This is a genomic window from Arthrobacter oryzae (genome assembly GCF_030718995.1).
Classification (GTDB): domain Bacteria; phylum Actinomycetota; class Actinomycetes; order Actinomycetales; family Micrococcaceae; genus Arthrobacter; species Arthrobacter oryzae_C.
Window position 1 is genome coordinate 1,962,419 of record NZ_CP132204.1, and the last position, 25,013, is coordinate 1,987,431.

Here is a 25,013-nt window from a genome sequence, read left to right on the forward strand (position 1 = left end):
TCCAGCAAGTGAAGGAATACCATGTCTAAGCGCATCGACGTCAAGGATTTGAACGTCTACTACGGCAAGTTCCTGGCCGTTGAGGACGTCAACATCAACATCGAGGCCAAGTCCGTCACGGCATTCATCGGCCCGTCCGGCTGTGGCAAGTCCACGTTCCTGCGGACGCTGAACCGCATGCATGAAGTGATTCCGGGCGCCCGGGTTGAAGGCGAAGTGCTGCTGGACGGGGACAACCTCTACGGCCCCGGCGTGGACCCTGTGACCGTCCGTTCGCAGATCGGCATGGTGTTCCAGCGGCCCAACCCGTTCCCCACCATGTCCATCCGGGACAACGTCCTGGCCGGCGTGAAGCTGAACAACCAGAAGATCTCCAAGGGTGAGGCAGATGCCCTGGTGGAACGGTCCCTGCAGGGCGCCAACCTGTGGAACGAAGTTAAGGACCGCCTGGCCAAGCCCGGGTCCGGCCTTTCCGGCGGCCAGCAGCAGCGCCTGTGCATTGCGCGCGCCATCGCCGTGGAACCGCAGGTCATCCTGATGGACGAGCCCTGCTCGGCGCTGGACCCCATCTCCACGCTGGCCATTGAGGACCTCATCAACGACCTCAAGGACCAGTACACGGTGGTCATCGTCACGCACAACATGCAGCAGGCCGCACGCGTCTCGGACCGCACCGCGTTCTTCAACATCGCCGGTACCGGCAAGCCGGGCAAGCTGATCGAGGTGGGCGACACCCACACCATCTTCAGCAACCCCACCCAGAAGGCCACGGAAGACTACGTCTCCGGCCGCTTCGGATAAGCGCTGCTTCCCTTCATCGGTTGCTCCGTAACCGCCCTTTTGGAACGTCAAAACGGCAGTTGCGGAGCAACCGATGGTGCGTTAAAGGTCCGCGAGGGGCGAGAGTGAGAGCTCCAGCACGAAGGCCGCCGCCGCCGTCACCACGGGGGTGAGGACCCAGAACGCGAGGATCCTGAGCACCAGCCTGCGGTTGGTCACCGGGAAGCCCTGGTTGCTGCCGGCACCCAGCACGGCCGCCGTCACCGTGTGCGTGGTGGAAACCGGCCAGTGCAGCCCGATTGCCCCGAGCAGCAGGATGACAGAGCTGTAGAGCTGGGCCACGAAGCCCCGCAGGGGATCGATTCGCGTGAGCTTGTAGCCGATGGTGTAGGAGATGCGCCAGCCTCCGGCCAGCGTTCCGGCCGTCAGCATCGCCGCGGTGAGCAGCGGCACCCAGCCGGGCATGGCGCCGCCGTCGGACAGCCCCGCGGCCAGGAGCGCCAGCAGCAGCACCGCGCCGGTCCGCTGCCCGTCCTGCAGGCCGTGGCCGAACGCCACCGCCCCCGCGGCGATGGACTGCGTACGGCGCGAACGGCTGTTCACCACGCCGGGCGGCGTGTAGCGTGCCGCCCAGGTGGCCGGCCACACCAGCAGGTACGCGCCCGCGAACGCGATGATGGGGGACACCAGGAGGGGCAGCACCACCTGGAACAACAGGGAGTTGTTCACGCCGCCCACGGCGTTGCCGCCCACCAGCACGCTGGCCAGGCCGGCGCCGGCCAGCCCGCCCACCAGGGCGTGGGTGGAGGACGACGGAATGCCGCGCCACCAGGTGTAAATGCCCCAGACGACGGCGCTGAGCAGGCCGGCCGCCAGGATGGTCAGGCCGTTCTCACCCCGGGGAAGCGAAATCCAGGTCCTGCTCACCTCCAGCGCCAGGAACCCGCTCAGTGCGGCTCCGACGAAGTTGAACAGGGCCGCCAGCAGAACAGCCACCGTTGGCGTGAGAGCCCGCGTCCGCACGGCCAGGGCCACGGACGTTGAGGCGTCCCTGAAGCCGTTCAGGAAGGCAAACCCGGCGGCGAACAGCACCACCACGGCGAAGAAGAACACGGTCACGTCAGGATTCCTTGACGATGATGCTGCCTACCTGGGTGGCGATGCGCCGCATGTCCTTGGTGACTTCGACGAGCTGGTTGGCGACGTCGCGGTTGCGGGCGTACTGGGCGGACTTCATGTCCTTGAGCATGTCCGCGACCCATACCCGGTGGGTCCGTTCAGCGCGCTTGGTCAGGCGGAGGATCTCGATCCAGTAGTCCTCCAGGTCATCCAGGTTGTTCAGCTGCCGCATCGCGTCGACGGTGAGCTCTGCCTGCCTGCTGATGATCTCCAGCTGGTCCGCGGCGCGCTTGGGGAGGCGTTCGAGCTTGTACAGGGCCACGAGCTCTGCGGCCGCGTCCAGCTTCTCCATGGCCTCGTTGAGGTAGCGGGAGAGCGCGTACATGTCCTCGCGCGGCAGCGGATTCACGAAGCTGGTGCGCATGTGGGTCAGCAGCGCGAACTGCAGTTCGGCCGATTTGGCCTCATGGTCGTGCATGTCTTCGACCAGGCGGTTGTGTTCCGTGGCGGGGACGCCGAGGATTTCGGCGAGGGTTCCGGTGGCTAGGACGATCTGGCGGGCCATCTGCGAGAGCAGGTGCAGTCCCGCTGGCTCCTGGGGAAAGAGGCGGAGCTTCACCTTCGGATTCCGCGATGGGTAGGGTCCGGCAGGGAATGTGGCCGCAGGGCCATGTGACTAGACGTTGACCCGCACATGGGGATTACTTTACCGGCAGATGCACACGGGCATAAAAGTGGTGCCGAACCGGATACGCCTCTCGGCGGTAGGCCGCTCTAGGCGGCTAAATGTTGAAGCCCGGGGGTTTCGCGGTTCGGCACCGGTTTCAGTTTTCTACTTTGGCTGAACCAAGTCAACATTGACAGCCGGGCCGCTCCGTGCGTCACACTGGCGGACTTGCGCAGCGGACGCGTCAGTCCAGCTCGCCGAGCCGCCAGGCGTTTGCTGCGTGCTCAAGGTCCTCCGCGGTCTTCACCAGGAGATGGGAGTTGCGCGTGAGTTTGCTGGCGTGGGTTTCGTTGCTGTGTTCGGCGCCGTCGGCCAGGGTGGCCTGGCCCAGGGCCACCACCCGGCAGAAGGCGGCGGAACGTTCCAGCGCGACGTCGAACTCGCCGTCGAACGCGCCGGAGAGGATGGCATCCGCCATCGACTTCATTTCATCCGCTCCCGGCGGCTCGGCAGCGCCCGCCACCACGTTGGAAACCTGGGCTGTGTCCTTGCCGGCCTTGAAGTAGACGGAGATGCGTTCGGGGTCCTGGATGGTGGCGGCACGCAGGGCGTACAGCCGCCAGAGGGCGCCGGGCAGGGACCGTGCCGGGCTTTCGGCCCACATTTCGGCGATGGCTTCCAGGCCTTGCTCATCCGCGAGTTTGACGAGGCGCTTGGTGACCTTGGGATCGTCGCTGTCACGGCCGTGGCGCACCAGCGCCTGCGCCGCCAGGTGCGCGGCCTCCGACACCCGGGCAGGGTCTGCGCCGCCCGCGAACGGCTCAAAGTCGATGGGCGCAAAAGGCTTGGGCTTGTGATGCCGGTTTGCGCCGCCGTAGGCCTTGGGTCCTGCTTGCTCGCTCATGCCCCCACGCTACTCCTGTGCTGTTCTGTTATCGAGCTTGCCGCCGGGCGGCTTTAGGAGTAGTGAGGCATGCTGCGAATGCCATCGTGACTGTTTGGGCTCGTGCTTAACGCACGACGGCGCCCCGCGCCGTTGTGCAAAACCTGCCCTTGGCGTGCGGTACAGTATTTAACGTCCAGAAATGGACTGGACTGATGGTCCGATTGCGTTCGATTGCAGCGCAGCCGCGGGCGTCAGCTGGGGCCTTTAGCTCAGTTGGTAGAGCATCGGACTTTTAATCCGTGGGTCGTGGGTTCGATCCCCACAGGGCCCACTCTTTTAGCGAAGAGTGGAAAACCTCCGGCTTCCTGGCAACAGGGGGCCGGAGGTTTTTTGTTGCCCGGAACCGGTCCGGGGGTTCCAGTCCGGGCTACTTGCCGGTGAGTGTCCACGACCGCTTGGACAGGCCGAACCAGAAGCCGTCGATGGCCGTCTTTGCCTTCAGGTCACCGGATTCGTAGGCAGCACCCAGGGCCACGTAGAGCGGCGCCCAGTGCTCGCTGCGGGGGTGCGCCTCACGCGCCGCCGGGGCCTTCTTGAGGAAGTCCAGGATGGAGTCGACATCGCCGGCGGCCATGGTTTCCTCGGCCCAGTGATCGAATTCGCTGGAAACGGAAGGTGGTGCGGTGTCCGGTCCGGCGGCCGGGTTGAACCAGCGCAGGTTGTGCGTGGTGAAGCCCGAGCCCACGATGAGCGTGCCGCGGTCCCGCAGTGGTGCCAGCGTCTTGCCCAGGTTGAACAGGCCCTGCGGATCAAGGGTGGGCATGGACATCTGGAGCACCGGGATGTCTGCCTCCGGGAACATTTCCACGAGCGGAACGTAGGCGCCGTGGTCGAGGCCGCGCTCCTCGTCGCGTTCCACGTGGTGGCCGTGCGTGGACACCAGCTTCTCCACTTCGGTGGCCAGTTCCCCGGCCTGCGGCGCGTCGTACGTCACGTCGTAGTACTTCTGCGGGAAGCCCCAGAAGTCGTACACGAGGCCCGGCTTGTTAACCGTGGCGCTGAGGGTCACCGGGGCATTTTCCCAGTGGGCGGACACCATCAGGATGTCCTTGGGTTTGCCGAAAGTGCCCGACCAGGCGCTGAGCTCGCTGGTCCAGCGGGCGTCGTCAGCCAGGGGAGGGGCGCCGTGGCTGAGGAACAGTACGGGCGGGCGGTCGAGTGTCTGCGTCATGTAGCAATCCTACGAGGATTTAGTTGAAACTTCAACCATCATTTTCCGGGCGCCAAGCCCGACTCCCTGCCCGCGCGCATAACGATGTGATGCCGGACACTCGTTTACGTATACTGGAACGGTTTTGCAGCCAGACTTGGGGCGTCCCCTTTGCCAGGGAATAGTGGCCGGCAAACACCACCGCCCACCAGGAACCCCAGCAGTTAGGTATGCGCCCATGTCAGGTCGCCGAGCAGCAGACCGCCAGCGCCACAGCCGATTGCCCCGCAAGTCGCCGTTCTTCTGGCCCCGGATCATGATGATCATTGGCGTACTGGTGGCCATTGCCGTAGCCGCTGCGGCCGTCCTCTGGATCACGGGAAGCAAGTCGCCTCTTGCGGCGAAGCCGTGCGACGTGCCCGCCGAAGTGCGCGTCGGTGCCGATGCCACCATTGCCCCGGCTCTGGAGAGCGCGGCCGCAAGGGTCCCCGCTGAGGCATGCATCAAGTACACGGTCGAAACCCGGACCCAGCCCGAGCTTGCCGCCATAGTGACCGCGGGCAAGGACGCCCCGGACCTGTGGGTGTCCGACTCCGCTGTCCGGGTCCAGCGCGTTGTGGCCGCTGCGCCCCCGGAGATCACCGTGCCGTCCCTGGCCTCCACCCCCGGGGTGATTGTGGGGCGGCAGGGCGAGGTGCCCGGCTTCGCCACGTGGATCAGCGCGCTGCAGGCTCCCGGTGTGCGCTTCAGCGACCCGCTGGTAACAGGAAGCGGGGAGGTGGCGTTGCTTGGCGCACTTTCCGAGGTTGAAGCCGGCCGTGCGGAGGCGAAAACGCTGCAGGCCGCGACAGTCCAGCTGGCACAGAGTGAGAGTCGCCGGACGGGGGAGAAGCTCACCGATGACAAGCAGCTCGAGGCGGTGGCCGCGGGCGGCGGATTCGCCATCGTCACCGAACAGGCCTGGCTGTCCTTCGCGCAGACCGCCGCCGGTGCCAAACTGTCGGCGTCGATGCCGCACACAGGTTCCGTCTCGCTGGACTACCCCGTGGCCCTGACCGCCACAGGCAAGGCGCGCGGCACTGCCGCCGCTGACGCTGCCAAGGCGCTGGCAGCTGCGATGGCCACCGAGGACGGGGCGAAGGCGCTCGCGGACAGCGGGCTGCGTCCCGTGGACGGCAGCCGGACACCGGACCAGAAGGGCGTGGGCAGTGTCGCGGCGCTCAAGCCCGCGTCGGCGGAAACCGTGCAGCGCACACTGAAGGGCTGGTCCCTGCAAGCCATTCCTTTCAGGTCCCTGGTGGTGATGGACGTCTCCGGCTCCATGAACTTCCAGGCCGGTGGGCAGACCCGCATGCAGCTCACGCAACAGGCGGCGATTGCGGGCAGCAAGCTGTTTCCCAACACTGCTGCCCTGGGCATGTGGGCGTTTTCCATCGGCCTGGGCGGCGGCAGCCAGGACTACGTTGAGCTCGACCCCATCAGGAGGATGGACCAGGTGGTGGACGGTGTCACCCAGCGGGACCGGCTGGTGGCTGACATCTCCGGCCTCGACCAGCGGGCCGGCGGTGCCACGGGACTGTACGACACGACCCTCGCTGCATACCGCACCGTTAAGGCGAACTACGATGCCCGCGCCGTCAATAGCGTGATCCTGTTTACGGACGGGGCCAACGAGGATCCGGATTCCCTCAGCCTCGAGGAGCTGCTCGAGGCCCTGGAACGGGAACGGGACCCCGCCAAGCCCGTGGTGATCGTCAGCATCGGCATCACCGAGGATGCGGACGCCGAAACCCTCCGCAAGATTTCCGAAGCCACGGGCGGCACCAGCTATGTTGCGAGGAATCCGCAGGACATCCCGAGTGTGTTCGTGGATGCGCTGCAGGCTCGAGCACAATAGCTGTATGGCCAACAGCAGCGAGCGGCGCCTTCCGCGACTCGAAGATGTGGCGGAGCGTGCCGGTGTCTCGCACCAGACGGTGTCCCGCGTCATCAACAACCACCCCAATGTGAGCAAGTCCACCAGGGAACGTGTTGAAGCTGCCATCGCCGAACTCGGCTACCGGCGGAACACGGCCGCGCGCAGCCTGGTCACGCGACGTTCCCACACCATCGGCGTCCTGGCCAGCGAGCTGTCCCAGTACGGGCCCGCCAACACCCTGCTCGGGGTGGAGCAGGCCGCCCGCGACGCAGGATATTTCGTGAGCATCGCGGCCATCCGCGAGGTCGGAGCGGAAGCGATATCCGATGCCGCGCGCCACTTCATGGACCAGGGCGTCGACGGGATCGTGGCGCTGGTTCCGCACACGGACACGCTGCAGGCCCTGCAAAAGCTGAACCTGGACGTTCCCGTGGTGGTGGTGGGTTCCAGCGGCGAAGGCCGGTTCAGCGGCGCCATGGTGGACCAGAAACTGGGTGCGCGGCTCGCCGTCGGGCATTTGATCGAACAGGGCCACCGGCGCATCGGCCACATCTCGGGTCCGCAGGACTGGATCGATGGCGCGGCGCGGGCCGAAGGCTGGCGGGCGGCGCTGGCAGAGGCCGGATTGAATGATGAGCTCTTTGTCGAGGGCGACTGGAGCGCAGGCAGCGGCTACAGCATCGGGCAGAAACTCGCCGTCGAACGGGCCGCGACGGCGGTCTTCGTGGGCAACGACCAGATGGCGCTGGGGCTGCTGCGGGCCTTCGGCGAAGCAGGCGTGCGGGTGCCGCAGGACGTCTCCGTGGTGGGATTCGATGACCAGCCGGAAGCCGGCTATTTCACGCCGCCGCTCACCACGGTCCGCCAGGACTTCGAGGAACTTGGCCGCCGCTGCGTGGACCTGATGCTGCGGCTGCTTGAGGACGGCGCCGCGGCGGGCACCACTGTGGTGGACCCGCAGATGGTGGTGCGGAAGAGCACCGCACCACCATCTGACGCCATCGTCCCCTAACAGGGGACGGGGCGGGTACTGGAACGACGACGGCGCGCGGCTACCGTGCGGAGCTTGCCGGCGCCGCCTCCGGCTGAACCGGGGCCTTGGCAGGCTCTGCCGCCGCCGGCGGAGTTCCCTTCCATTTGAACCGCTTGCCGATGGCTGAACCAGACCCGCTGGCGCTGCGGTTCTTGTTGAAGATGTCGAAGCCGACGGCAAGCAGCAGCACCAGGCCCTTGATCAGCTGCTGGTAGTCCGTGCCGAGTCCGAGGATGGACATGCCGTTGTTGAGGACGCCCATGATGAGCCCGCCGATCATGGCCCCGGCCACGGTCCCGATACCGCCCTGTACCGCTGCGCCGCCGATGAAGGCTGCGGCGATGGAGTCGAGTTCGAAGCCGGTTCCACCAGCCGGCTGCGCTGAGTTCAGGCGCGCAGTGAACACCAGGCCGGCCAACGCAGCGAGGACACCCATGTTCACGAACAGCCGGAACGTCACGGCCTTGGTCTTGATGCCTGACAGTTCCGCCGCGTGCAGGTTTCCGCCGATGGCGTAGGTGTGCCGGCCGAAGATGCTGTTGTTCATGAGGGCTGAGTAGACAATCACCAGGACGGCCAGCACGATCAGGACGATCGGGGTTCCCCGGTAGCTCGCCAGCAGGAAAGTAATGGCCAGCATCAGCACTGCGATGAAAGCGGTCTTCGTGGCAAACCAGGCCATCGGTTCGTTTTCCAGGTCGAACTTGCGGCGGACCCGGCGTTCCTTGAGGGCCTGGAAGAGGATGGCGGCCGTTCCGCCGACGCCGAGGATAACCGTCAGCCATTCCAGCACGGAGGTTCCGCCCGAAATGTCCGGCAGGAAACCGCCGCCGAGGGCGCGCATTTCGTTGGGGAACGGCGTGATCTGCTGGTTCTTGAGGGTGATGAGTGTCAGGCCGCGGAAGATCAGCATGCCGGCGAGGGTCACGATGAACGCCGGGATGCCGACGTAGGCGATCCAATACCCCTGCCAGGCGCCAACCAGGGCACCGACGAGGAGGCACGCCGGGATGGCGATCCACCACGCCCAGCCCCAGTGGACAATCATGACGCCGGACACGGCGCCGATGAAGCCGGCGATTGAGCCGACGGACAGGTCAATGTGGCCGGCGATGATGACCATCACCATGCCGATGGCCAGAATCAGGATGTAGCTGTTCTGGACCACCAGGTTGGTGACGTTCTGCGGCTGCAGGAGGATGCCGTCGGTGAGGACCTGGAACAGGATGACGATCAGGATCAGGGCGACGAAGATGCCGACCTGGCGGAGGCGGCTTGCCAGGAAGCCGAGGGATTCTCGTAGGGCAGACATGGGTCGTTATTCCTTCTCTAGGGTCATGTAGTGCATCAGGGTTTCCTGGGATGCCTCGGCGATGGGCAGCTCACCGGTGATGTGCCCGGCTGACAGTGTGTAGATCCGGTCGCAGATGCCCAGGAGCTCAGGCAGTTCGGAGGAGATCACGATGACGGCCTTTCCCTCGGCTGCCAGCGCAGCGATGATCGTGTAGATCTCAAACTTGGCACCGACGTCGATGCCCCTGGTCGGTTCGTCGAGAATCAGGACGTCGGGGTCGGAGAACATCCATTTGCTCAGGACCACCTTCTGCTGGTTGCCGCCGGAGAGCTTTCCGGTGATGGCGGCGACGGAGGGAGCCTTGATGTTCATGCTCTTCCGGTAGCGGTTGGCCACCTTCGTTTCCTCGTTGCCGTCCACCCAGCCGCGTTTAGCGAGCTTGCCGAGGGCCGCCATGGAGATGTTGCGCTTGATGTCCTCGATCAGGTTCAGGCCGTAGTGCTTGCGGTCCTCGGTGGCGTAGGCAATGCCGTGGCGGATGGCGTCGGGGACGGTGGAGGTGTCGATTTCCTCGCCGTACTTGAACACTTTGCCCGAGACTGCGCGGCCGTAGGTCCTGCCGAACACGCTCATGGCCAGTTCTGTGCGTCCGGCGCCCATGAGCCCGGCAAGTCCCACCACCTCGCCCTTCCGGACGTTCAGGCTGGCGTTGCGGACCACCATGCGGGAGTGGTCCTGCGGGTGCCGCACGGACCAGTCCTCAATGCGGAGGACCTCCTCGCCAATGACGGGAGAGCGGTCCGGGTAGAGGCTTTCGAGGTCCCGGCCCACCATGCCGCGGATGATCCGTTCCTGGGTGATCTGGCCCTCGTTCAGCCGCAGGGTCTCGATCGATTTGCCGTCCCGGATGATGGTCACGGCGTCGGCCACCTTGCGGATTTCGTTGAGCTTGTGGCTGATGATGATGCTGGTGACGCCCTGGTTTTTCAGGTGCAGGATGAGGTCCAGCAGGTGGTCGGAGTCTTCATCGTTGAGGGCCGCCGTCGGCTCGTCAAGGATGAGCAGTTTGACCTCCTTCGACAGCGCCTTGGCGATCTCCACCAGCTGTTGTTTTCCGACGCTGATGTGCTGGATCGGCGTCACCGGGTTCTCACTAAGGCCCACCCTGGCGAGCAGCTTGGCTGCCTCCAGGTTGGTTTTGCGCCAGTCCACCCAGCCGCGCGTGGCCAGTTCGTTCCCCAGGAAGATGTTCTCCGCGATGGACAGGTAGGGGCTGAGGGCCAGTTCCTGGTGGATGATGACGATGCCGCGCTTCTCGCTGTCGCTGATGGTCGCGAAGTCGCAGGGTTCGTTCTCGAAGAGGATGTCGCCGTCGAACGTGTTGTGCGGGTACACGCCGGACAGCACTTTCATCAGGGTCGATTTGCCGGCGCCGTTTTCGCCGCAGATGGCATGGACTTCGCCGCGGTTGACGTCAAGGGTGACGTCCTGGAGGGCTTTGACGCCGGGGAAGGTCTTGGTGATTCCCCGCATTTGGAGGATGGGTGCGTTCATGGTCATTTCCCGCTGACTGGTTGGAGCCGGGCGCCTGCGTGTGCAGGGCCCCTGGAAGGTGCGGCCGGGCGGCAGGCCCGGCCGCACCCCTCACGGTGCTTATTTGACGTCGGCGTCGGTGTAGTAGCCGGAGTCGATCAGCTCCTGCTTGTAGTTGTCTTTCGTGATGATGACGGACTCCAGGAGGTAGGCCGGAACCACCTTCACCTTGTTGTCGTAGGTCTTGGTGTCGTTCGTTTCCGGCTCCTGGCCCTTGAGGACAGCGTCGACCATCTTCACGGCCTGCGCGCCGAGCTTGCGGGTGTCCTTGAAGATGGTGGAGTACTGCTCGCCGGCAATGATGGACTTCACCGAACCCTTTTCAGCGTCCTGTCCGGTAACGATCGGCAGGCTGCCCTTGGAGTACCCGCCGGTGCTGGTCAGTGCGGAGATGATGCCGATGGAGAGGCCGTCGTACGGTGACAGGACGCCGTCGAGCTTGGTGCCGGAGCTGTAAGCGGCGGTGAGGATGTCTTCCATCCGCTTCTGGGCAACCGGTGCCTGCCAGCGAAGGATTGCCGCCTGCTCGAACTTGGTCTGACCGCTGGGCACCTTCAGGGTGCCGGCATCCAAAAACGGCTTCAGGGTGTCCATTGCCCCGGTCCAGAAGAAGTTGGCGTTGTTGTCGTCGGGGCTTCCCGCGAACAGTTCGACATTGAACGGGCCCTTGCCGTCCACCTTCTTGCCGGCTGCGTCGAGCAGGCCCAGCCCGGTCAGCAGCGAGGTGGCCTGCTGGACGCCCACGGTGTAGTTGTCGAACGTCGTGTAGTAGTCCACATTCGGGGTTCCATTGATGAGGCGGTCGTAGGCGATGACCTTGACGTTCTGCTCCTTGGCTTTTGCCAGGACGTCCGTGAGCGTGGTGCCGTCAATGGCGGCGATGATCAGGGCCTTGGCGCCCTTGGTCAGCATGTTTTCAATCTGGGACACCTGGGTGGGGATGTCATCATTGGCGAACTGCAGGTCGGTCTTGTACCCGAGATCCTTCAGGGACTTCTCCACGTTCCCGCCGTCGGCAATCCACCGTTCGGACGTCTGCGTGGGCATGGAGATTCCCACCAATGAGCCCGCTGCATCCGCACTGCCGGTGGCAGTCGCGCTGCCCGGCCGGGAGCCGCAGCCGGTGGCCCCGACGGTCAGGGCAAGGGCGACTGCAACGACGCCCAGGAGTTTCTTGATTCTCACGGTTTCTCCTTCCACGGCGCGGATGCGCCGCGAACTGGTTTCTGAAGCGGAAAGCGAAATGCTCCTCGCCATAATGTCAGCCACCTCAGTCCCCTCGCCCAACCGCAGGGCGCAGGCCGACTTCATTGTGACCAATGTTCACGCCAAACAGCTCTGTTAGCGCTAACAACTTACCTAAGGTTAGGCCCCAATTTCCTGTGAAGCAAATCACAATCTGATTACCGCGGCGAGGGCGCGATGGGCGTCCACCATTTCCCCCGCAGTCGCGGAGGCACGCTTGACGCCGCACTTGTTAGCGCTCACAATTGATTCAGCCCGCGCAGTTGCGGGCTGGTTACTGGAGGACTTCATGGACGTCACAGCAGACGGCAAAGAAAACTACGTTATTGGCGTGGACTACGGCACGCTGTCCGGGCGGGCCGTGGTGGTCCGCGTCCGGGACGGCAAGGAGCTGGGCAGCGGCGTGTTCGAATACCCGCACGCAGTGGTCACTGAATCCCTTCCGGCGGGACTGGCGGGCGACGGCGCCGCGCGGCTTCCCGGGGAATGGGCGCTGCAGGTGCCCAACGACTACCGCGATGTGCTGCGTTACGCTGTTCCGGCCGCGATTGCGGAAGCGGGGATCGACCCCGCAGCCGTGGTGGGCATCGCCACCGACTTCACGGCCTGCACCATGGTCCCGGTCAAGGCCGACGGCACACCCTTGAATGAGGTTCCCGGTTTCGCCAACCGCCCGCACGCCTACGTGAAGCTGTGGCGCCACCATGCCGCCCAGCCGCAGGCGGACCGTATCAACGAGCTGGCCGCGGAGCGCGGCGAAAGCTGGTTGCCGCGGTACGGCGGGCTGATCTCCTCTGAATGGGAGTTCGCCAAGGGACTCCAACTGCTGGAGGAAGACCCGGATGCCTACGCCGTTATGGACCACTGGGTGGAAGCGGCCGACTGGATCGTCTGGCAGCTGTGCGGCAACTACGTCCGCAACGCCTGCACTGCCGGGTACAAAGGCATCTGCCAGGACGGAAAGTACCCGTCCGAGGACTTCCTGGCCGCCCTGAACCCGGAGTTCAAGAATTTTGTCAGCGCCAAGCTGGCGCACACTATCGGACGACTCGGCGATGCGGCCGGCTACCTGACGGCCGAGGCGGCAGCCTGGACGGGCCTGCCGGAAGGCATTGCCGTCGCAGTGGGCAACGTTGACGCCCATGTCACCGCACCGGCCGCGAAGGCCGTGGAGCCCGGGCAGCTGGTGGCCATCATGGGCACCTCCACCTGCCACGTCATGAACGGCGCCGAGCTGCGTGAAGTCCCGGGCATGTGCGGCGTGGTGGACGGGGGAATCGTTGACGGGCTGTGGGGATATGAGGCCGGCCAGAGCGGGGTGGGTGACATCTTCGGCTGGTACACCACGTACGGGGTCCCGCCCGAATACCACAAGGCAGCAGCGGCGGCGGGCCTGGGCATCCATGAATACCTCACCGAACTGGCATCGAAGCAGGCCATTGGCGAGCACGGGCTCATCGCACTGGACTGGCACTCAGGCAACCGCTCGGTGCTGGTGGACCACGAGCTGTCGGGCGTGGTGGTGGGGCAGACCCTGGCCACCAGGCCCGAAGACACCTACCGTGCACTGTTGGAAGCCACGGCCTTCGGCACGCGCACCATCGTGGACGCCTTCCGCGACTCGGGGGTTCCGGTCAAGGAGTTCATCGTGGCCGGCGGCCTGCTGAAGAACAAGCTGCTCATGCAGATCTACGCGGATGTCACCGGGCTGCAGTTGTCCACCATCGGCTCCGCCCAGGGACCGGCGCTTGGCTCCGCCATCCATGCCGCCGTCGCCGCAGGAGCGTACTCGGATATCCGGGCCGCTGCCGCTGCCATGGGGTCAGAGCCCGGCGGCGTTTATATTCCCATTCCGGAAAACGTTGCCGCCTACGAGGATCTCTTCAAGGAATACCGAACGCTGCACGATTACTTTGGCCGTGGCACCAACAGCGTGATGCACCGGCTCAAGGCCATCCAGCGCGCGGCCAGGCCGTCGTTGGCGGAGGTGTCCGCATGAGCAACCTTCTGGAACGCATCGCCCGGGTCCGCCGTGAGGTCTGTGAACTGCACGCGGAACTCACCCGGTATGAACTGGTGGTGTGGACTGCCGGCAACGTGTCCGCCCGTGTTCCCGGCCACGACCTGATGGTCATCAAACCGTCCGGAATCTCCTATGCGGACCTCACGCCTGAGAGCATGGTTGTCACCGACCTCCATGGCAGCCCCGCCGACGGGGAGTGGGGCAATCCGCCGTTCTCGCCGTCGTCGGACACTGCCGCGCACGCATACGTCTACAGGCATATGCCGGAAGTGGGCGGGGTGGTGCACACCCATTCCACCTACGCCACGGCGTGGGCGGCCCGCGGTGAGGCGATCCCGTGCGTGCTGACCATGATGAGCGACGAATTCGGCGGCAGCATTCCCGTCGGCCCGTTCGCACTGATCGGCGACGACTCGATCGGCCAGGGCATCGTGGAAACGCTCCGGAATTCCACCTCACCGGCGGTCCTCATGCAGAACCACGGTCCGTTCACCATCGGCAAGGACGCCCGCTCGGCCGTGAAGGCCGCCGTCATGTGCGAGGAAGTGGCGCGGACCGTGCATATCTCCCGCCAGCTCGGCGAGCCGCTGCCCATCGACCAGGCCAGCATCGAATCCCTTTACGCCCGCTACCAGAACGTCTACGGCCAGTAACGCGGCAACCCGTACCTTCTTCAGGAGAACCCTTATGAGCAACAGCAGCAACACGTCCGCCAACAGAACCTCGCTCGGCCACTATGAGGTCTGGTTCCTCACCGGCAGCCAGCACCTGTACGGCGAGGACGTCCTCAAACAGGTCGCAGCGCAGTCGCAGGAGATTGCCGCCGCACTGAACGGATCCACCGACGTCCCGGTCAAGGTGGTCTGGAAGCCGGTCCTTACCGATTCGGACGCCATCCGCCGCACCGCGCTGGAAGCCAACGCCGACGACTCCGTGATCGGTGTGACGGCCTGGATGCACACCTTCAGCCCGGCCAAGATGTGGATCCAGGGCCTGGACCTGCTCCGGAAACCGCTGCTGCACCTGCACACCCAGGCCAATGTGGAGCTGCCGTGGGCAGACATCGACTTCGACTTCATGAACCTCAACCAGGCCGCGCACGGCGACCGGGAATTCGGCTACATCCAGTCCCGCCTGGGCATTCCCCGCAAAACCGTGGTGGGCCACGTGTCCAACCCGGAGGTTTCCCGGCAGGTGGGCTCGTGGCAGCGCGCGTCGGCCGGCTGGGCCGCCGTCCGGACGCTCAAGCTGACCCGCTTCGGCGACAACATGCGCAACGTGGCCGTCACCGAAGGTGACAAGACCGAGGCCGAGCTGCGCTTCGGCGTCTCGGTGAACACCTGGTCCGTGAACGAGCTCGCCGACGCCGTGCACGGCGCCGCGGAGTCCGACGTCGACGCCCTCGTGGCGGAGTACGAGCGCCTTTACGACGTGGTGCCGGAGCTGAAGGCGGAGGGAGCGCGGCACGAATCGCTGCGCTACAGCGCCAGGATCGAATTGGGCCTGCGCAGCTTCCTTGAGGCCAACGGCTCGGCCGCGTTCACCACCTCGTTCGAGGACCTGGGCGGGCTGCGGCAGCTGCCCGGCATGGCGGTGCAGCGGCTGATGGCAGACGGCTACGGCTTCGGTGCCGAAGGTGACTGGAAGACAGCCATCCTGGTCCGCGCCGCGAAGGTGATGGGCGCCGGCCTGCCCGGCGGTGCCTCGCTGATGGAGGATTACACCTACCACCTCGCTCCGGGACAGGAGAAAATCCTGGGCGCGCACATGCTGGAGGTCTGCCCGTCGCTGACGGCCACGAAGCCGCGCGTGGAGATCCACCCGCTGGGCATCGGCGGCAAGGAGGACCCGGTCCGGATGGTGTTCGACACCGACGCCGGCCCCGGCGTCGTGGTGGCGCTCTCCGACATGCGCGACCGCTTCCGGCTCGTGGCGAACGCCGTGGAGGTGGTGGACCTGGACGAGCCGCTGCCCAACCTGCCGGTGGCCCGGGCCCTGTGGTCTCCCAAGCCGGACTTCGCCACCTCCGCCGCGGCCTGGCTGACCGCCGGCGCAGCGCACCACACGGTGCTGTCCACTGCCGTGGGCATGGACGTGTTCGAGGACTTCGCCGAGATTGCGCAGACCGAACTCCTCACCATCGACGAAGGCACCACCATCAAACAGTTCAAGAAGGAACTGAACTGGAACGCCGCCTACTACAAGCTGGCCGGCGGGCTGTAGGGGCTGCCGCTCGCTGCCCGCTCAGCCCTCCGCGGCGGGGCGGGCAGCCAGCGTGACTTTGGCTTCCTTCGATTCCGTTCCCCTGCGGTAGCCGACGTTCACCGCCTGGTCCGGACTCTTGCCGCGGAGCTCCGCCAGCAGGTCCTCGGGCGAGGCGATCTCCTTGCCGTCCAGCGCGGTCAGCACGTCCCCGGGCCGGATGCCGGCGCGGTCGGCGGGCCCGCCGTCGACCACCGACAGCACCAGGGCGCCGCGGGTGTCCTGGAGTCCGAGCTGTTCGGCGATCTGCGAGGTGATCTCACCCGGACGCAGGCCGATGAAGGCATGGTCCGCTGTGCCGTCCTCGCGCAGCTGTTCGGCCACCCGGACTGCTGTTGCGGCGGGGATGGCGAAGCCCAGCGCCACGGCGCCGGACTGCGGCGGGATGTACGCCTCGCTGATGCCGATCACCTCACCCCGGGAATTGACGACGGCGCCGCCTGAGTTCCCTGGGCTGATGGCGGCATCGGTCTGGATCAGGTCCACCAGGGACTGGCTGCTGGCTGCCGAGCCCGGAATCTCCCGGTGCAGCCCGGAGATGATGCCCGCGGTTGCGGTGTTTTCGAAACCCAGGGGCGAGCCGATCACGACCGCCAGTTCTCCCACCCGGGGAAGGTCGGACTGGAACTTCGCGGCGGGAAGCCCGGTGCGCCTGGTCTCCACGAGGGCCAGGTCCGAAATGGGGTCCGTTGCCCTGACGGTGCCGGCGACGCGCTGGCCGTCGGCAAACGCGACCTCCACGTCGGTGCTGCCCCGCACCACATGCTCATTGGTGAGGATCAGTCCCTCTGCGGCGAAGACCACTCCGCTGCCCACGCCGCCGTCGGTCAGGATGGTGACAACGGACGGCTGGACGTTCTCCACGATGGACGGAATGTCCGCGGACAACTGTGGTGTGCCGGGTTGAGTGCCCGGCTGGGCGGTCAGCTGCGCGGGCTGCGCCGGGGTGCTGGCCTCGGAAGTGGGGCGCGGTCCCGGCGGCGGACTCGATGTGCAGCCTGACAGGGCCAGACCGAGAACCGCTGCCAGTGCGAGGGCCTGTTGCGCCGCACCGCGCGTTCCCACCTTCCGGTTTTTCATCAGGCTGCCTTTCGTTGATCGGTCGACAGGGCCGGCGTGTCCGCGGCCGTCCCTTGACGGCAGCGGCTTCACCCTCAACAATAGATTTCTATAACGTTGTAAAGAACGAGAAAACGAGGATGTTTACGTGGGAACCACCGAACCTGCCGCAGGCAAAATAACTGCCAAAATCACTTTGGACCCCGCCTTCGCCGTGGGCCCCGTCCGCCGCCGCACCTTCGGCGCGTTCGTGGAGCACCTTGGCCGCTGCGTCTACACCGGCATCTTCGAGCCGGGCCATCCCAAGGCTGACGAGGACGGCTTCCGGACCGACGTCCTGGAACTCACCCGCGAACTCGGCGTGTCCACGGTGCGCTATCCGGGCGGCAACTTCGTCTCCGGCTACCGCTGGGAGGACGGCGTTGGCCCGGTGGAGCAGCGGCCCGCGCGCCTGGACCTCGCCTGGCATTCCACGGACCCGAACCATGTGGGCGTGGACGAGTTCGCCAAGTGGTCCGTCAAGGCCGGCGTCGAACCCATGATGGCCGTGAACCTGGGCACCCGCGGGACCCAGGAAGCACTCGACCTGCTGGAGTACTGCAACATCGACGGCGGCACGGCCTTCTCCGACCAGCGCCGGTCCAACGGGGCCGAAAACGGCTACGGCATCAAGATGTGGTGCCTGGGCAACGAGATGGACGGTTTCTGGCAGATCGGCCACAAGAACGCCACGGAATACGGCAGGCTCGCCGCCGATACCGCCCGGGCCATGCGGATGGTGGAGCCGGACCTGGAACTGGTGGCCTGCGGCAGTTCCGCCCCCACCATGGACACGTTCGGCGAGTGGGAGCGCGTGGTCCTCACCGAGACCTATGACCTCGTTGACCTGATCTCGGCCCACCAATACTTCGAGGACTTCGGCGACCTGCAGGAACACCTCTCCTCGGGTCACAGGATGGAGGCGTTCATCAAGGACATCGTGGCCCACATCGACCATGTGAAGTCGGTCAAAAAGTCCGCCAAGCAGGTCAACATCTCCTTCGACGAGTGGAACGTCTGGCACATGAGCCGCGACGAATCCAAGGCACCCGCCGGCAAGGACTGGCCCGTGGCCCCGGTGCTGCTCGAGGACCGCTACACCGTTGCGGACGCCGTGGTGGTGGGCGACCTGCTGATCACGCTGCTCCGCAACACCGACCGCGTCCACTCTGCCAGCCTGGCGCAGCTGGTCAACGTCATTGCCCCGATCATGACCGAGCCCGGCGGCCGCGCCTGGAAGCAGACCACGTTCCACCCGTTCGCCCTGACATCGGAGCACGCCAAGGGCACGGTGCTGCAGCTCGCTGTGGACTCCCCGCTGCTCAGCGGCGGAAAGACGGCGGACTTCGCGGCACTGTCCGCCGTCACCACGTTCGATCCGGACTCCGGCGAGGCGGTGGTGTTTGCCGTGAACCGCTCGGCGACGGACTCGCTCACACTGGATGCCGCCGTCGGCGGGCTGGGACGTGTGAAGGTTGTCGAGGCGGTCACTTACGCCAACAAGGACCCGTACTGGCAGGCGACGGCGGACGATTCCACTTCGGTGCTGCCCGGCGAAAATGTGAGTGTAAAGCTCGACGGCGGCCGGCTCGCCGCCGAGCTCCCTGCGGTGTCCTGGAGCATGATCCGCCTGGCTGTTGACGGCGCCGGCGGCTAGGCCGGAATCCAGCCGGAGCCAGCCCTCCAGCAGCCAGCCCTCCAGCAGCTAGCCCTCAAGCAGTGAGGGGTCCAGGTGAACGGGGGCGTCCAGGTCGCGTGTGCAGACCAGGACGTCCCCTTCCACGTGCAGCCGGGCGGCGTGGATGCTGGTGCGCTGTTCACGGGCCGCCTGGGCCGGATCCGCCATGCCGTTCGCCATTTCCGTGTCCTGCCACTCGGGGTGCGTGAAATAGAAGATGTAGGCGTGGTCACCCTGGGTGACCACATCAGCATGCCGCCCGTAGGTGGCGTCGTCCGCCCCGGTGCCGGGGGAGTCCAGGATGAGGCCGTTGTTTGCCTCCTGCCGGGTCCATGCCAAACCGTCTGCCGAGCGGTGCACGGCCTGGCCGCGCCATTCGTCCACCACCATCCAGTACCAGCCGCCCAGGCGGAACACGTTGGGGCCCTCGTGGGCGGGCAGCCCGATGACTTGGCCCTCGGCCCGCCAGCGGCCGCCGTCGTTCGTTTCCTCCCAGGCTGCCGACCATGTGGTGGAGCCGTCCACCTCGTCCTTGAACCAGAGGCGCGGGCGCCCGTCCGCCACGATGGCGAAGGCAGCGTCGATGACGTTTTCCGAGCCGACGTCCACCCGGTCTTCGAAGGTCCAATGCTCCAGGTCGGTGCTGGTGAAGTGCACCAGCCGGCGCCGGGTCTGCTCCGCCCAGGTGCCCGGAGCGCCCGCGCCCCAGGTCAGGAACATGTGATATTTCCCGTTGTGCCACACCACCTCCGGGGCCCAGTGCGTGTTCAGTGCGGGGGAGTCTTCCGGATCGAGCCCCTCCACCACGCCGCGGTACTGCCAGGTTGAGCCGGCGTCCGCGGAGACGGCGACGCCGATCCTGGTCCCCGTGATCCAGTCCACGCCGCCTGTGGTGAGGGTGGCGCGGCGGGCCGTGTAGAACATCCACCATTCGGAGGTGCCGCGGCGGTGGATCACCGTGGGATCAGCGGCGCCGTCGAACACCGGGCAGCGGAAGAGGGGGGACGGGGGCAGCGGCATGGCGGTTCCTTTGTGAAATGCCGGCCCCAGGCCGGCGCGGATGCGGCAGTCGCAGCTAGCCTATAACGTTGTATATCCGGTGGACAGGGCAAAAGCGGGACGGGTCTGCAACGATGTAGCTGAAAGTGTTGCCGGGGAAGGGAATCACCTGTGGCTGTGACCATGAACGACGTTGCGCGCGCCGCCGGCGTCTCGTTGAAGACGGTGTCGAATGTGCTCAACGACTACGAATTCATCAGGCCTGCCACCAAGCAGAAAGTGCTGGATGCCATTGCGGAACTCGGGTACGAAGCCAACCTGACGGCCCGCAGCCTGCGCTCCGGCAAGACCCGCATGCTGGGGCTCGTGCTGTCCGATCTCTCCATTCCGTACTACGCGGAGCTCGCATCCCGGTTGATGACGGTGGCGGGCAGCCGCGGCTACCGCGTCCTGGTGGAGCAGTCCGGAGCCACGGTTCCGCATGAGCTGAGTGCGCTCCAGGGCCCGTTCCGCCAGTTGACGGACGGCCTGCTGTTCACCCCGCTGGCCCTCGACGCCGGAACCATCGCCGCGCACCGGGGCGCCAAGCCGGTGGTGATGCTGGGGGAGCACATCGCGGATCCGCGGTTCGACCTGGTGACCATGAAGAATGCCGAGGCGGCTGCGGCAATCACCGCCCACCTCCTCGCGGGCGGCCGCCGCCGCATCGCCGTCCTGGGCGCGGCGGCCGGCGACACGGCGGACAGTCCCGGTCTGCGCCTGAACGGCTACCGCGAGGCGCTGGACGCTGCCGGAGTGGCGTTTGATCCCGCCCTGGTGGTGGAGTGCGACTGGCGCCGTGACGGCGGGGCGGCCGGCGTCGTCGGCCTGCTGGACAGCGGAATCCGGTTCGACGCCGTCTTCGGCCTGAACGACGCGATAGCCCTTGGCGCCATGCATGAACTCCTGGTCCGCGGCATTAAGGTGCCGGACGACGTCGCAGTGGCAGGCTTCGATGACATCGACGAAGCCCGTTTCGCGTCGCCGTCCCTCACCACGGTGTCTCCCGGCATGGAGGAAATCGCCGAGCGGTCCGTCAACCTGCTCATCGACCGGATCGAAGGTGCGGAGACAGCCGCCGAGGGCCTCCATGTCGAGGCGGCTTTCGAGCTAAAAGTGCGGGATTCGGCTCCCTAAGTCCTCCTGCACTGCGAGGTAACCGAAGAGCTCACGCAGGCCGAAGTGCCAGGGCGGCAGCTCTTCGGCGGCACCCACGGTATTGACCAGGGCACCGAGGTGGCGGCTGCGGATGGTCACCACGTCCCCCATCTTGTGGGTGAACCCCTGGCCCGGTTCGTCCCGGTCCTGTGTGGGAGCGAACAGCGTGCCGGTATACAGCGCAAACCCGTCTGGGTACTGGTGGTGCCTGCCGAATGTCGCGGCCACCAGCTCCTCGAACGGGCGGCTGATCCTGGCCACGGTGTTCCGTCCTTCCAGCTGAAAACCGTCCGGGCCCTCCACCCGGAGCAGGATTTCTTCCTGCCGCAGGGTGTCCAGGGTGAACCGGCCGTCGAACAGCCGGATCAGCGGCCCGAGCGCGCTCGAGGCGTTGTTGTCCTTGGCTTTGCCCAGCAGCAGCGCACTCCGTCCCTCAACGTCGCGGAGGTTCACGTCGTTGCCGAGCGTCGCACCCACAATCCGGCCCGCGGACGTGGCGATGAGCACGAGCTCCGGCTCCGGGTTGTTCCACGAGGAAAACGCAGGAATCCCGACGCCGGCGCCCAGGCCGACGGAGGACAGCACGGGCGCCTTGGTGAAGACCTCGGGGTCGGGGCCGATGCCCACCTCCAGGTACTGCGACCACAGCCCTTCGGCGATCAGCACCCGCTTGGCCTCGGCAGCCTCGGGGGAGCCCGGCCGTACGTCGCCGATGCTGCCGCCGAGCGCCCTGCCCACAAGTTCACGCATCTCGGTGGCCCTGCCGGCGTCTCCGCCGCAGCGTTCCTCGATGACGCGCTCGATCATGCTGTCCACGAAGGTCACTCCGCAGGCCTTGACGACCTGGAGGTCCACGGGTGCCAGCAGGTGCGGACGCGCCGTGTCCCGCGCCAGGGAGGCTTCGACGACGTCCGCGGTCTTCCAGCGCGCCGCAGTCATGGCCGAACGGACGTCCGCCGCCGGTTCCGCGCGCTCCAGCAGCTCCGACACCGTGCCGGCGAGGTGCTGCAGGTCGAACACATCCCCGCCCCGCACTGCCACCACCCGGGGACCCGAGGTTTCCACATCCCAGAGACGGCCGATGAGCAGTGCCTCTTCGGCTTCCTCCGGCAGAACGGCTGCTACCGAAGCCGGCAGCCCCGTCACAGCTGAGCCTCCTGCAGGCCGGCAGGCCGCTGCCAGACGCCGTCGACCCTTTGCGGGACGTTCCACGGGTTCGCATCCTGCAGCGGTTCCGGCAGCCGCGGCTCCGGGAAGGACTGGAAGGCCACCGGCCGCAGGAACCGCCGGATGGCGGCCGTTCCCACGGAGGTGGTGCCCGACGTCGTGGCCGGGTATGGCCCGCCGTGGTGCTGGGCGTAACTGACGGTGACGCCCGTGGGCCAGCCGTTCCAGAGCAGCCGCCCGCTGATGTCCGCGAGCCTGCCGGCAAGCTCGGCGACGTCGTCGTCCGGTTCCGCCTGAAGTGTGGTGGTCAGCTGGCCTTCCAGGAGCCCGGCAAGGGCGGCGAGTTCGGAGTCATCGCCGTACTGCACCACCAGGCTGGCGGGCCCGAACATCTCCTGGCGGAGGATCCCGGGGTTCCGGCGGACCGCTTCGGAGGTCGTCAGCAGGACGGTGGGTGCCGGAGTCTCGGCGAAACCGCCGTCGAGCAGCACCTGGACGCCCGCCGTGTCCCGCAGTCCGGCAACTGCGTGCCGGAACCCTTCGTGCAGCCGCTCGCTGAGCAGCTGCGCCGGGGTGAAGTCCTCGAGGGCCTTCCGGAGGCTGTCCCGGACCTCGTCGGTGTGCCCGGCGGGGACGAACAGCACGCCCGGCTTGGTGCAGAACTGCCCCATGCCCAGGGTGAAGGAGCCGGCGTAGCCGGCCAGGATCTCCTCGCGGCGTGCGGACCAGGCGCTGCCGGTGACGAAAACGGCATTGATGCCGCCCAGCTCCCCGAAGAAGGGGATCGGCTCCGGCCGCGCGGCCGCACGGTCGAACAGTGCCCGGCCGCCCGCCGTCGAACCCGTGAACCCGATGGCCTTCACCAGCGGGTGGTCAACCAGGGCTTCCGCGGCCTCGCGGCCGGTGACCAGGGCGAAGAGGCCCGACGGCGCCCCGGCGGCCTCCAGCGCGGCGGTCACCGTTTCGGCGGTCCGGACCGCAAGCTCCCGGTGGCCGTCGTGCGCCTTGTGGACGACGGCGCAGCCGGCAGCCAGGGCCGACGCGGAATCGCCGCCCATCACGCTGAAGGCGAAGGGGAAGTTGGACGCCCCGAAGACCCCGACGACGCCGAGCGGAACGTTATACCGGCGAAGGTCAGGCCGGGGCCCCATGCCCCAGGCGGCATCGTCATGGTCGATCGTGGCGTCGAAATGCTCGCCGCGGCGGATCTCCTCGGCGAAAAGGCGGAGTTGGAAGACGGTGCGTTTCAGTTCGCCCTGGAGGCGCGCTTCCGTGAGGTGGGTTTCCCTGGCCGCGATGCCCACAAGGGCCACGGCGTCGCCTTCCAGCCTGGCGGCTACCGCGTCCAGCCAGGCTGCCCGTGTGGCGGGACTTGCCAGGCGGGCCTTTTCGAAGGCTGCGTGGGCGGCCCCGACGGCTGCGTCCAGTTCGCTCGCAGTGGTGTTCATCGGCCGGCTCCCGCTGGTGCCAGGCTGGCGCCGGTGACGGCGGCCCGATCACCCACTTCAAGCCACCCCGCGCCGGCGGGGAATTCCCAGCGCGTCCGGGAGGCGCTGAGCATTTCGGCCCCTGTGCCCGGCAGTTCGGGGGCGGCATAGCGTCCGCCGACGATCCGGACCGGTTCGGCGAAGTGTTCGTGGAGGTGGTCCACGTATTCGATCATGCGGCCGTCCTGGCTTCCGGTGATGGCGGCGTAATCGAAGAAGGAGAAGTGCTGGACCAGCTCGCAGAGGCCAACGCCGCCGGCGTGCGGGCAGACCGGGACGCCGAACTTGGCAGCGAGCAGCAGGTTGGCGATGTTCTCGTTGACGCCGCCCACCCGGGTGGAATCAAGCTGCAGGACGTCGATGGCGCCGGCCTGAAGCAGCTGCTTGAACACAATGCGGCTGGCCACGGCCTCGCCGGTGGCGACGCGGACCGGAGCGACGCCCCTCCGGATGTCCGCATGTCCCAGGATGTCATCGGTGCTGGTGGGCTCTTCGATCCAGTAGGGATCGAACTCGGCCAGCTGGTTGACCCATTCAATCGCCTCGGACACCTCCCAGCGCTGGTTGGCATCGATGGCGATGGGCAGGTCGCCCACGGCCTGCCGGGCGAGGGCCATGCGGCGGCGGTCGTCGGCGATGTCGCCGCCCACCTTGAGCTTGATCATGGAGAACCCGGCGGCTGCCGCTTCCTTGCTGAGCCGGACCAGCTTCTCGTCGCTGTAGCCCAGCCACCCGGGCGAGGTGGTGTAGGCGGGGTAGCCGTCCGCCCTGAGGCTTGCGATGCGGGCCGCCCTGCCGTCCTGGCCTGCGCGGAGGATGTCCAGCGCCTGCTGCGGGTTCAGGGCGTCGCGGATGTGGGTGAAGTCGACCACGTCCACGATCTCTTCCGGGGCCATTTCGCTCAGGAGCAGCCAGAGCGGCTTGTTCTCGCGGCGGGCGCGGATGTCCCAGAGCGCGCTGACCAGCGCGCCGGCCGCCATCTGGGTGACGCCCTTTTCCGGGCCGAGCCAGCGGAGCTGCGAGTCGTGGATGAGGCGCTTCGACGCGTTGCCCAGGTCATAGATCAGTTCGTCGATGTCCCGGCCCCGGAGCAGCTCTGCGTAGGAGTCGATGGCCGCCGTGAGGATTTCGCTGCCGCGGCCGCAGCTGAACACAAAGCCGTGGCCTTCATCGCCAGCATCGGTGCGGATGACGACATAGGCGGCGGAGTAGTCGGGGTCAACGTTGACCGCGTCGGACCCATCGAGTTCCAGGGACGTGGGAAAGCGGACGTCCTGGGTGGTGATGGAAGTGATGGAAGGCATGGATCTCTTCTCTCGGATTGAACTGGAGGGTGTGCATGATTTCCTATATGAAT

The 25,013-nt window shown here is 66.5% G+C and carries 20 protein-coding genes and 1 tRNA gene; 9 read left to right on the top strand and 12 right to left on the bottom strand.

The features are described 5' to 3' along the window. The first annotated feature begins 21 nt into the window (after window positions 1–21). The gene (gene pstB / locus Q8Z05_RS09095; protein ID WP_011690076.1) at window positions 22–801 is read left to right on the top strand and encodes a phosphate ABC transporter ATP-binding protein PstB; all 780 of its coding nucleotides are present in this window, start codon (window positions 22–24) and stop codon (window positions 799–801) included. 81 nt (window positions 802–882) lie between these two features. On the opposite strand, the gene Q8Z05_RS09100 is transcribed toward pstB, so the two are convergent. The 3 genes from Q8Z05_RS09100 to Q8Z05_RS09110 all read right to left on the bottom strand — a co-directional run bounded on the left by Q8Z05_RS09100 (window position 883) and on the right by Q8Z05_RS09110 (window position 3,470). After that, on the bottom strand, window positions 883–1,899 hold the full coding sequence (locus tag Q8Z05_RS09100) for an inorganic phosphate transporter (RefSeq protein ID WP_305943139.1): 1,017 nt from the start codon (window positions 1,897–1,899) through the stop codon (window positions 883–885). Window position 1,900: 1 nt separating this feature from the next. Then, window positions 1,901–2,518 (bottom strand): DUF47 domain-containing protein, encoded by a 618-nt coding sequence (locus Q8Z05_RS09105; RefSeq protein ID WP_305943140.1) that lies wholly within the window; start codon window positions 2,516–2,518, stop codon window positions 1,901–1,903. A gap of 292 nt (window positions 2,519–2,810) precedes the next feature. Next, the gene (locus tag Q8Z05_RS09110) at window positions 2,811–3,470 is read right to left on the bottom strand and encodes a hypothetical protein (RefSeq protein ID WP_305943141.1); all 660 of its coding nucleotides are present in this window, start codon (window positions 3,468–3,470) and stop codon (window positions 2,811–2,813) included. 240 nt (window positions 3,471–3,710) lie between these two features. Here Q8Z05_RS09110 and Q8Z05_RS09115 point away from each other — a divergent pair. After that, window positions 3,711–3,783 (top strand) — tRNA-Lys (locus Q8Z05_RS09115). 96 nt (window positions 3,784–3,879) lie between these two features. Here the strand turns inward: Q8Z05_RS09115 and Q8Z05_RS09120 are convergent. Continuing rightward, on the bottom strand, window positions 3,880–4,683 hold the full coding sequence (locus Q8Z05_RS09120; RefSeq protein WP_305943142.1) for a dioxygenase family protein: 804 nt from the start codon (window positions 4,681–4,683) through the stop codon (window positions 3,880–3,882). A 217-nt stretch (window positions 4,684–4,900) separates the two neighbouring features. On the opposite strand from Q8Z05_RS09120, the gene Q8Z05_RS09125 reads away from it, so the two are divergent. After that, entirely contained in the window at window positions 4,901–6,559 is a 1,659-nt protein-coding gene (locus tag Q8Z05_RS09125; RefSeq protein WP_305943143.1) for a substrate-binding domain-containing protein, read from the top strand. A gap of 4 nt (window positions 6,560–6,563) precedes the next feature. Then, the gene (locus Q8Z05_RS09130; protein WP_305943144.1) at window positions 6,564–7,592 is read left to right on the top strand and encodes a LacI family DNA-binding transcriptional regulator; all 1,029 of its coding nucleotides are present in this window, start codon (window positions 6,564–6,566) and stop codon (window positions 7,590–7,592) included. 40 nt (window positions 7,593–7,632) lie between these two features. Here the strand turns inward: Q8Z05_RS09130 and mmsB are convergent, their stop codons facing one another. The 3 genes from mmsB to chvE form a co-directional block, all read right to left on the bottom strand. Continuing rightward, window positions 7,633–8,925 (bottom strand): multiple monosaccharide ABC transporter permease, encoded by a 1,293-nt coding sequence (gene mmsB / locus Q8Z05_RS09135; protein ID WP_305943145.1) that lies wholly within the window; start codon window positions 8,923–8,925, stop codon window positions 7,633–7,635. A 6-nt stretch (window positions 8,926–8,931) separates the two neighbouring features. Further along, complete coding sequence (mmsA, locus tag Q8Z05_RS09140) at window positions 8,932–10,461, bottom strand: multiple monosaccharide ABC transporter ATP-binding protein (protein ID WP_305943146.1); 1,530 nt, start codon at window positions 10,459–10,461, stop codon at window positions 8,932–8,934. Between the two features lie 99 nt (window positions 10,462–10,560). After that, entirely contained in the window at window positions 10,561–11,685 is a 1,125-nt protein-coding gene (chvE, locus tag Q8Z05_RS09145; RefSeq protein WP_305943147.1) for a multiple monosaccharide ABC transporter substrate-binding protein, read from the bottom strand. Window positions 11,686–12,034: 349 nt separating this feature from the next. Here chvE and araB point away from each other — a divergent pair, with 349 nt between their 5' ends. The 3 genes from araB to araA are packed head-to-tail and all read left to right on the top strand — an operon-like array spanning window position 12,035 to window position 15,991. Then, window positions 12,035–13,744 carry a ribulokinase gene (gene araB, locus Q8Z05_RS09150; protein ID WP_305943148.1) on the top strand — a complete coding sequence of 570 codons (1,710 nt, stop codon included), beginning with the start codon at window positions 12,035–12,037 and terminating at the stop codon, window positions 13,742–13,744. Beyond that, entirely contained in the window at window positions 13,741–14,421 is a 681-nt protein-coding gene (locus Q8Z05_RS09155; RefSeq protein WP_305943149.1) for an L-ribulose-5-phosphate 4-epimerase, read from the top strand. Before araB ends, Q8Z05_RS09155 begins: the two co-directional genes overlap by 4 nt. 34 nt (window positions 14,422–14,455) lie before the next feature. After that, a complete protein-coding gene (araA, locus tag Q8Z05_RS09160; RefSeq protein ID WP_305943150.1) occupies window positions 14,456–15,991 on the top strand; it encodes an L-arabinose isomerase in 1,536 nt (511 codons plus the stop codon). A gap of 21 nt (window positions 15,992–16,012) precedes the next feature. Here the strand turns inward: araA and Q8Z05_RS09165 are convergent, their stop codons facing one another. Then, complete coding sequence (locus tag Q8Z05_RS09165) at window positions 16,013–17,110, bottom strand: S1C family serine protease (RefSeq protein ID WP_305943151.1); 1,098 nt, start codon at window positions 17,108–17,110, stop codon at window positions 16,013–16,015. A gap of 127 nt (window positions 17,111–17,237) precedes the next feature. On the opposite strand from Q8Z05_RS09165, the gene arfA reads away from it, so the two are divergent. Beyond that, a complete protein-coding gene (arfA, locus tag Q8Z05_RS09170; RefSeq protein ID WP_305943152.1) occupies window positions 17,238–18,785 on the top strand; it encodes an arabinosylfuranosidase ArfA in 1,548 nt (515 codons plus the stop codon). A gap of 48 nt (window positions 18,786–18,833) precedes the next feature. Here arfA and Q8Z05_RS09175 read toward each other — a convergent pair whose 3' ends face one another. Beyond that, window positions 18,834–19,826, bottom strand: a complete 993-nt coding sequence (locus tag Q8Z05_RS09175; protein WP_305943153.1) for a family 43 glycosylhydrolase — start codon at window positions 19,824–19,826, stop codon at window positions 18,834–18,836. 150 nt (window positions 19,827–19,976) lie between these two features. Between Q8Z05_RS09175 and Q8Z05_RS09180 the strand changes: the two genes are divergently transcribed. Beyond that, a complete protein-coding gene (locus Q8Z05_RS09180) occupies window positions 19,977–20,981 on the top strand; it encodes a LacI family DNA-binding transcriptional regulator (protein WP_305943154.1) in 1,005 nt (334 codons plus the stop codon). Here the strand turns inward: Q8Z05_RS09180 and Q8Z05_RS09185 are convergent. Genes Q8Z05_RS09185 through Q8Z05_RS09195 form a run of 3 tightly spaced genes read right to left on the bottom strand, consistent with a single transcriptional unit; the run spans window position 20,955 to window position 24,960 of the window. Continuing rightward, complete coding sequence (locus Q8Z05_RS09185; RefSeq protein ID WP_305943518.1) at window positions 20,955–22,139, bottom strand: fumarylacetoacetate hydrolase family protein; 1,185 nt, start codon at window positions 22,137–22,139, stop codon at window positions 20,955–20,957. The two genes, Q8Z05_RS09180 and Q8Z05_RS09185, sit on opposite strands and share 27 nt — an antisense overlap. Window positions 22,140–22,144: 5 nt before the next feature. Further along, a complete protein-coding gene (locus tag Q8Z05_RS09190) occupies window positions 22,145–23,617 on the bottom strand; it encodes an aldehyde dehydrogenase (NADP(+)) (protein ID WP_305943155.1) in 1,473 nt (490 codons plus the stop codon). Further along, window positions 23,614–24,960 (bottom strand): L-fuconate dehydratase, encoded by a 1,347-nt coding sequence (locus tag Q8Z05_RS09195; protein ID WP_305943156.1) that lies wholly within the window; start codon window positions 24,958–24,960, stop codon window positions 23,614–23,616. The genes Q8Z05_RS09190 and Q8Z05_RS09195 overlap by 4 nt, the downstream gene beginning before the upstream one ends. Window positions 24,961–25,013 lie beyond the last annotated feature (53 nt).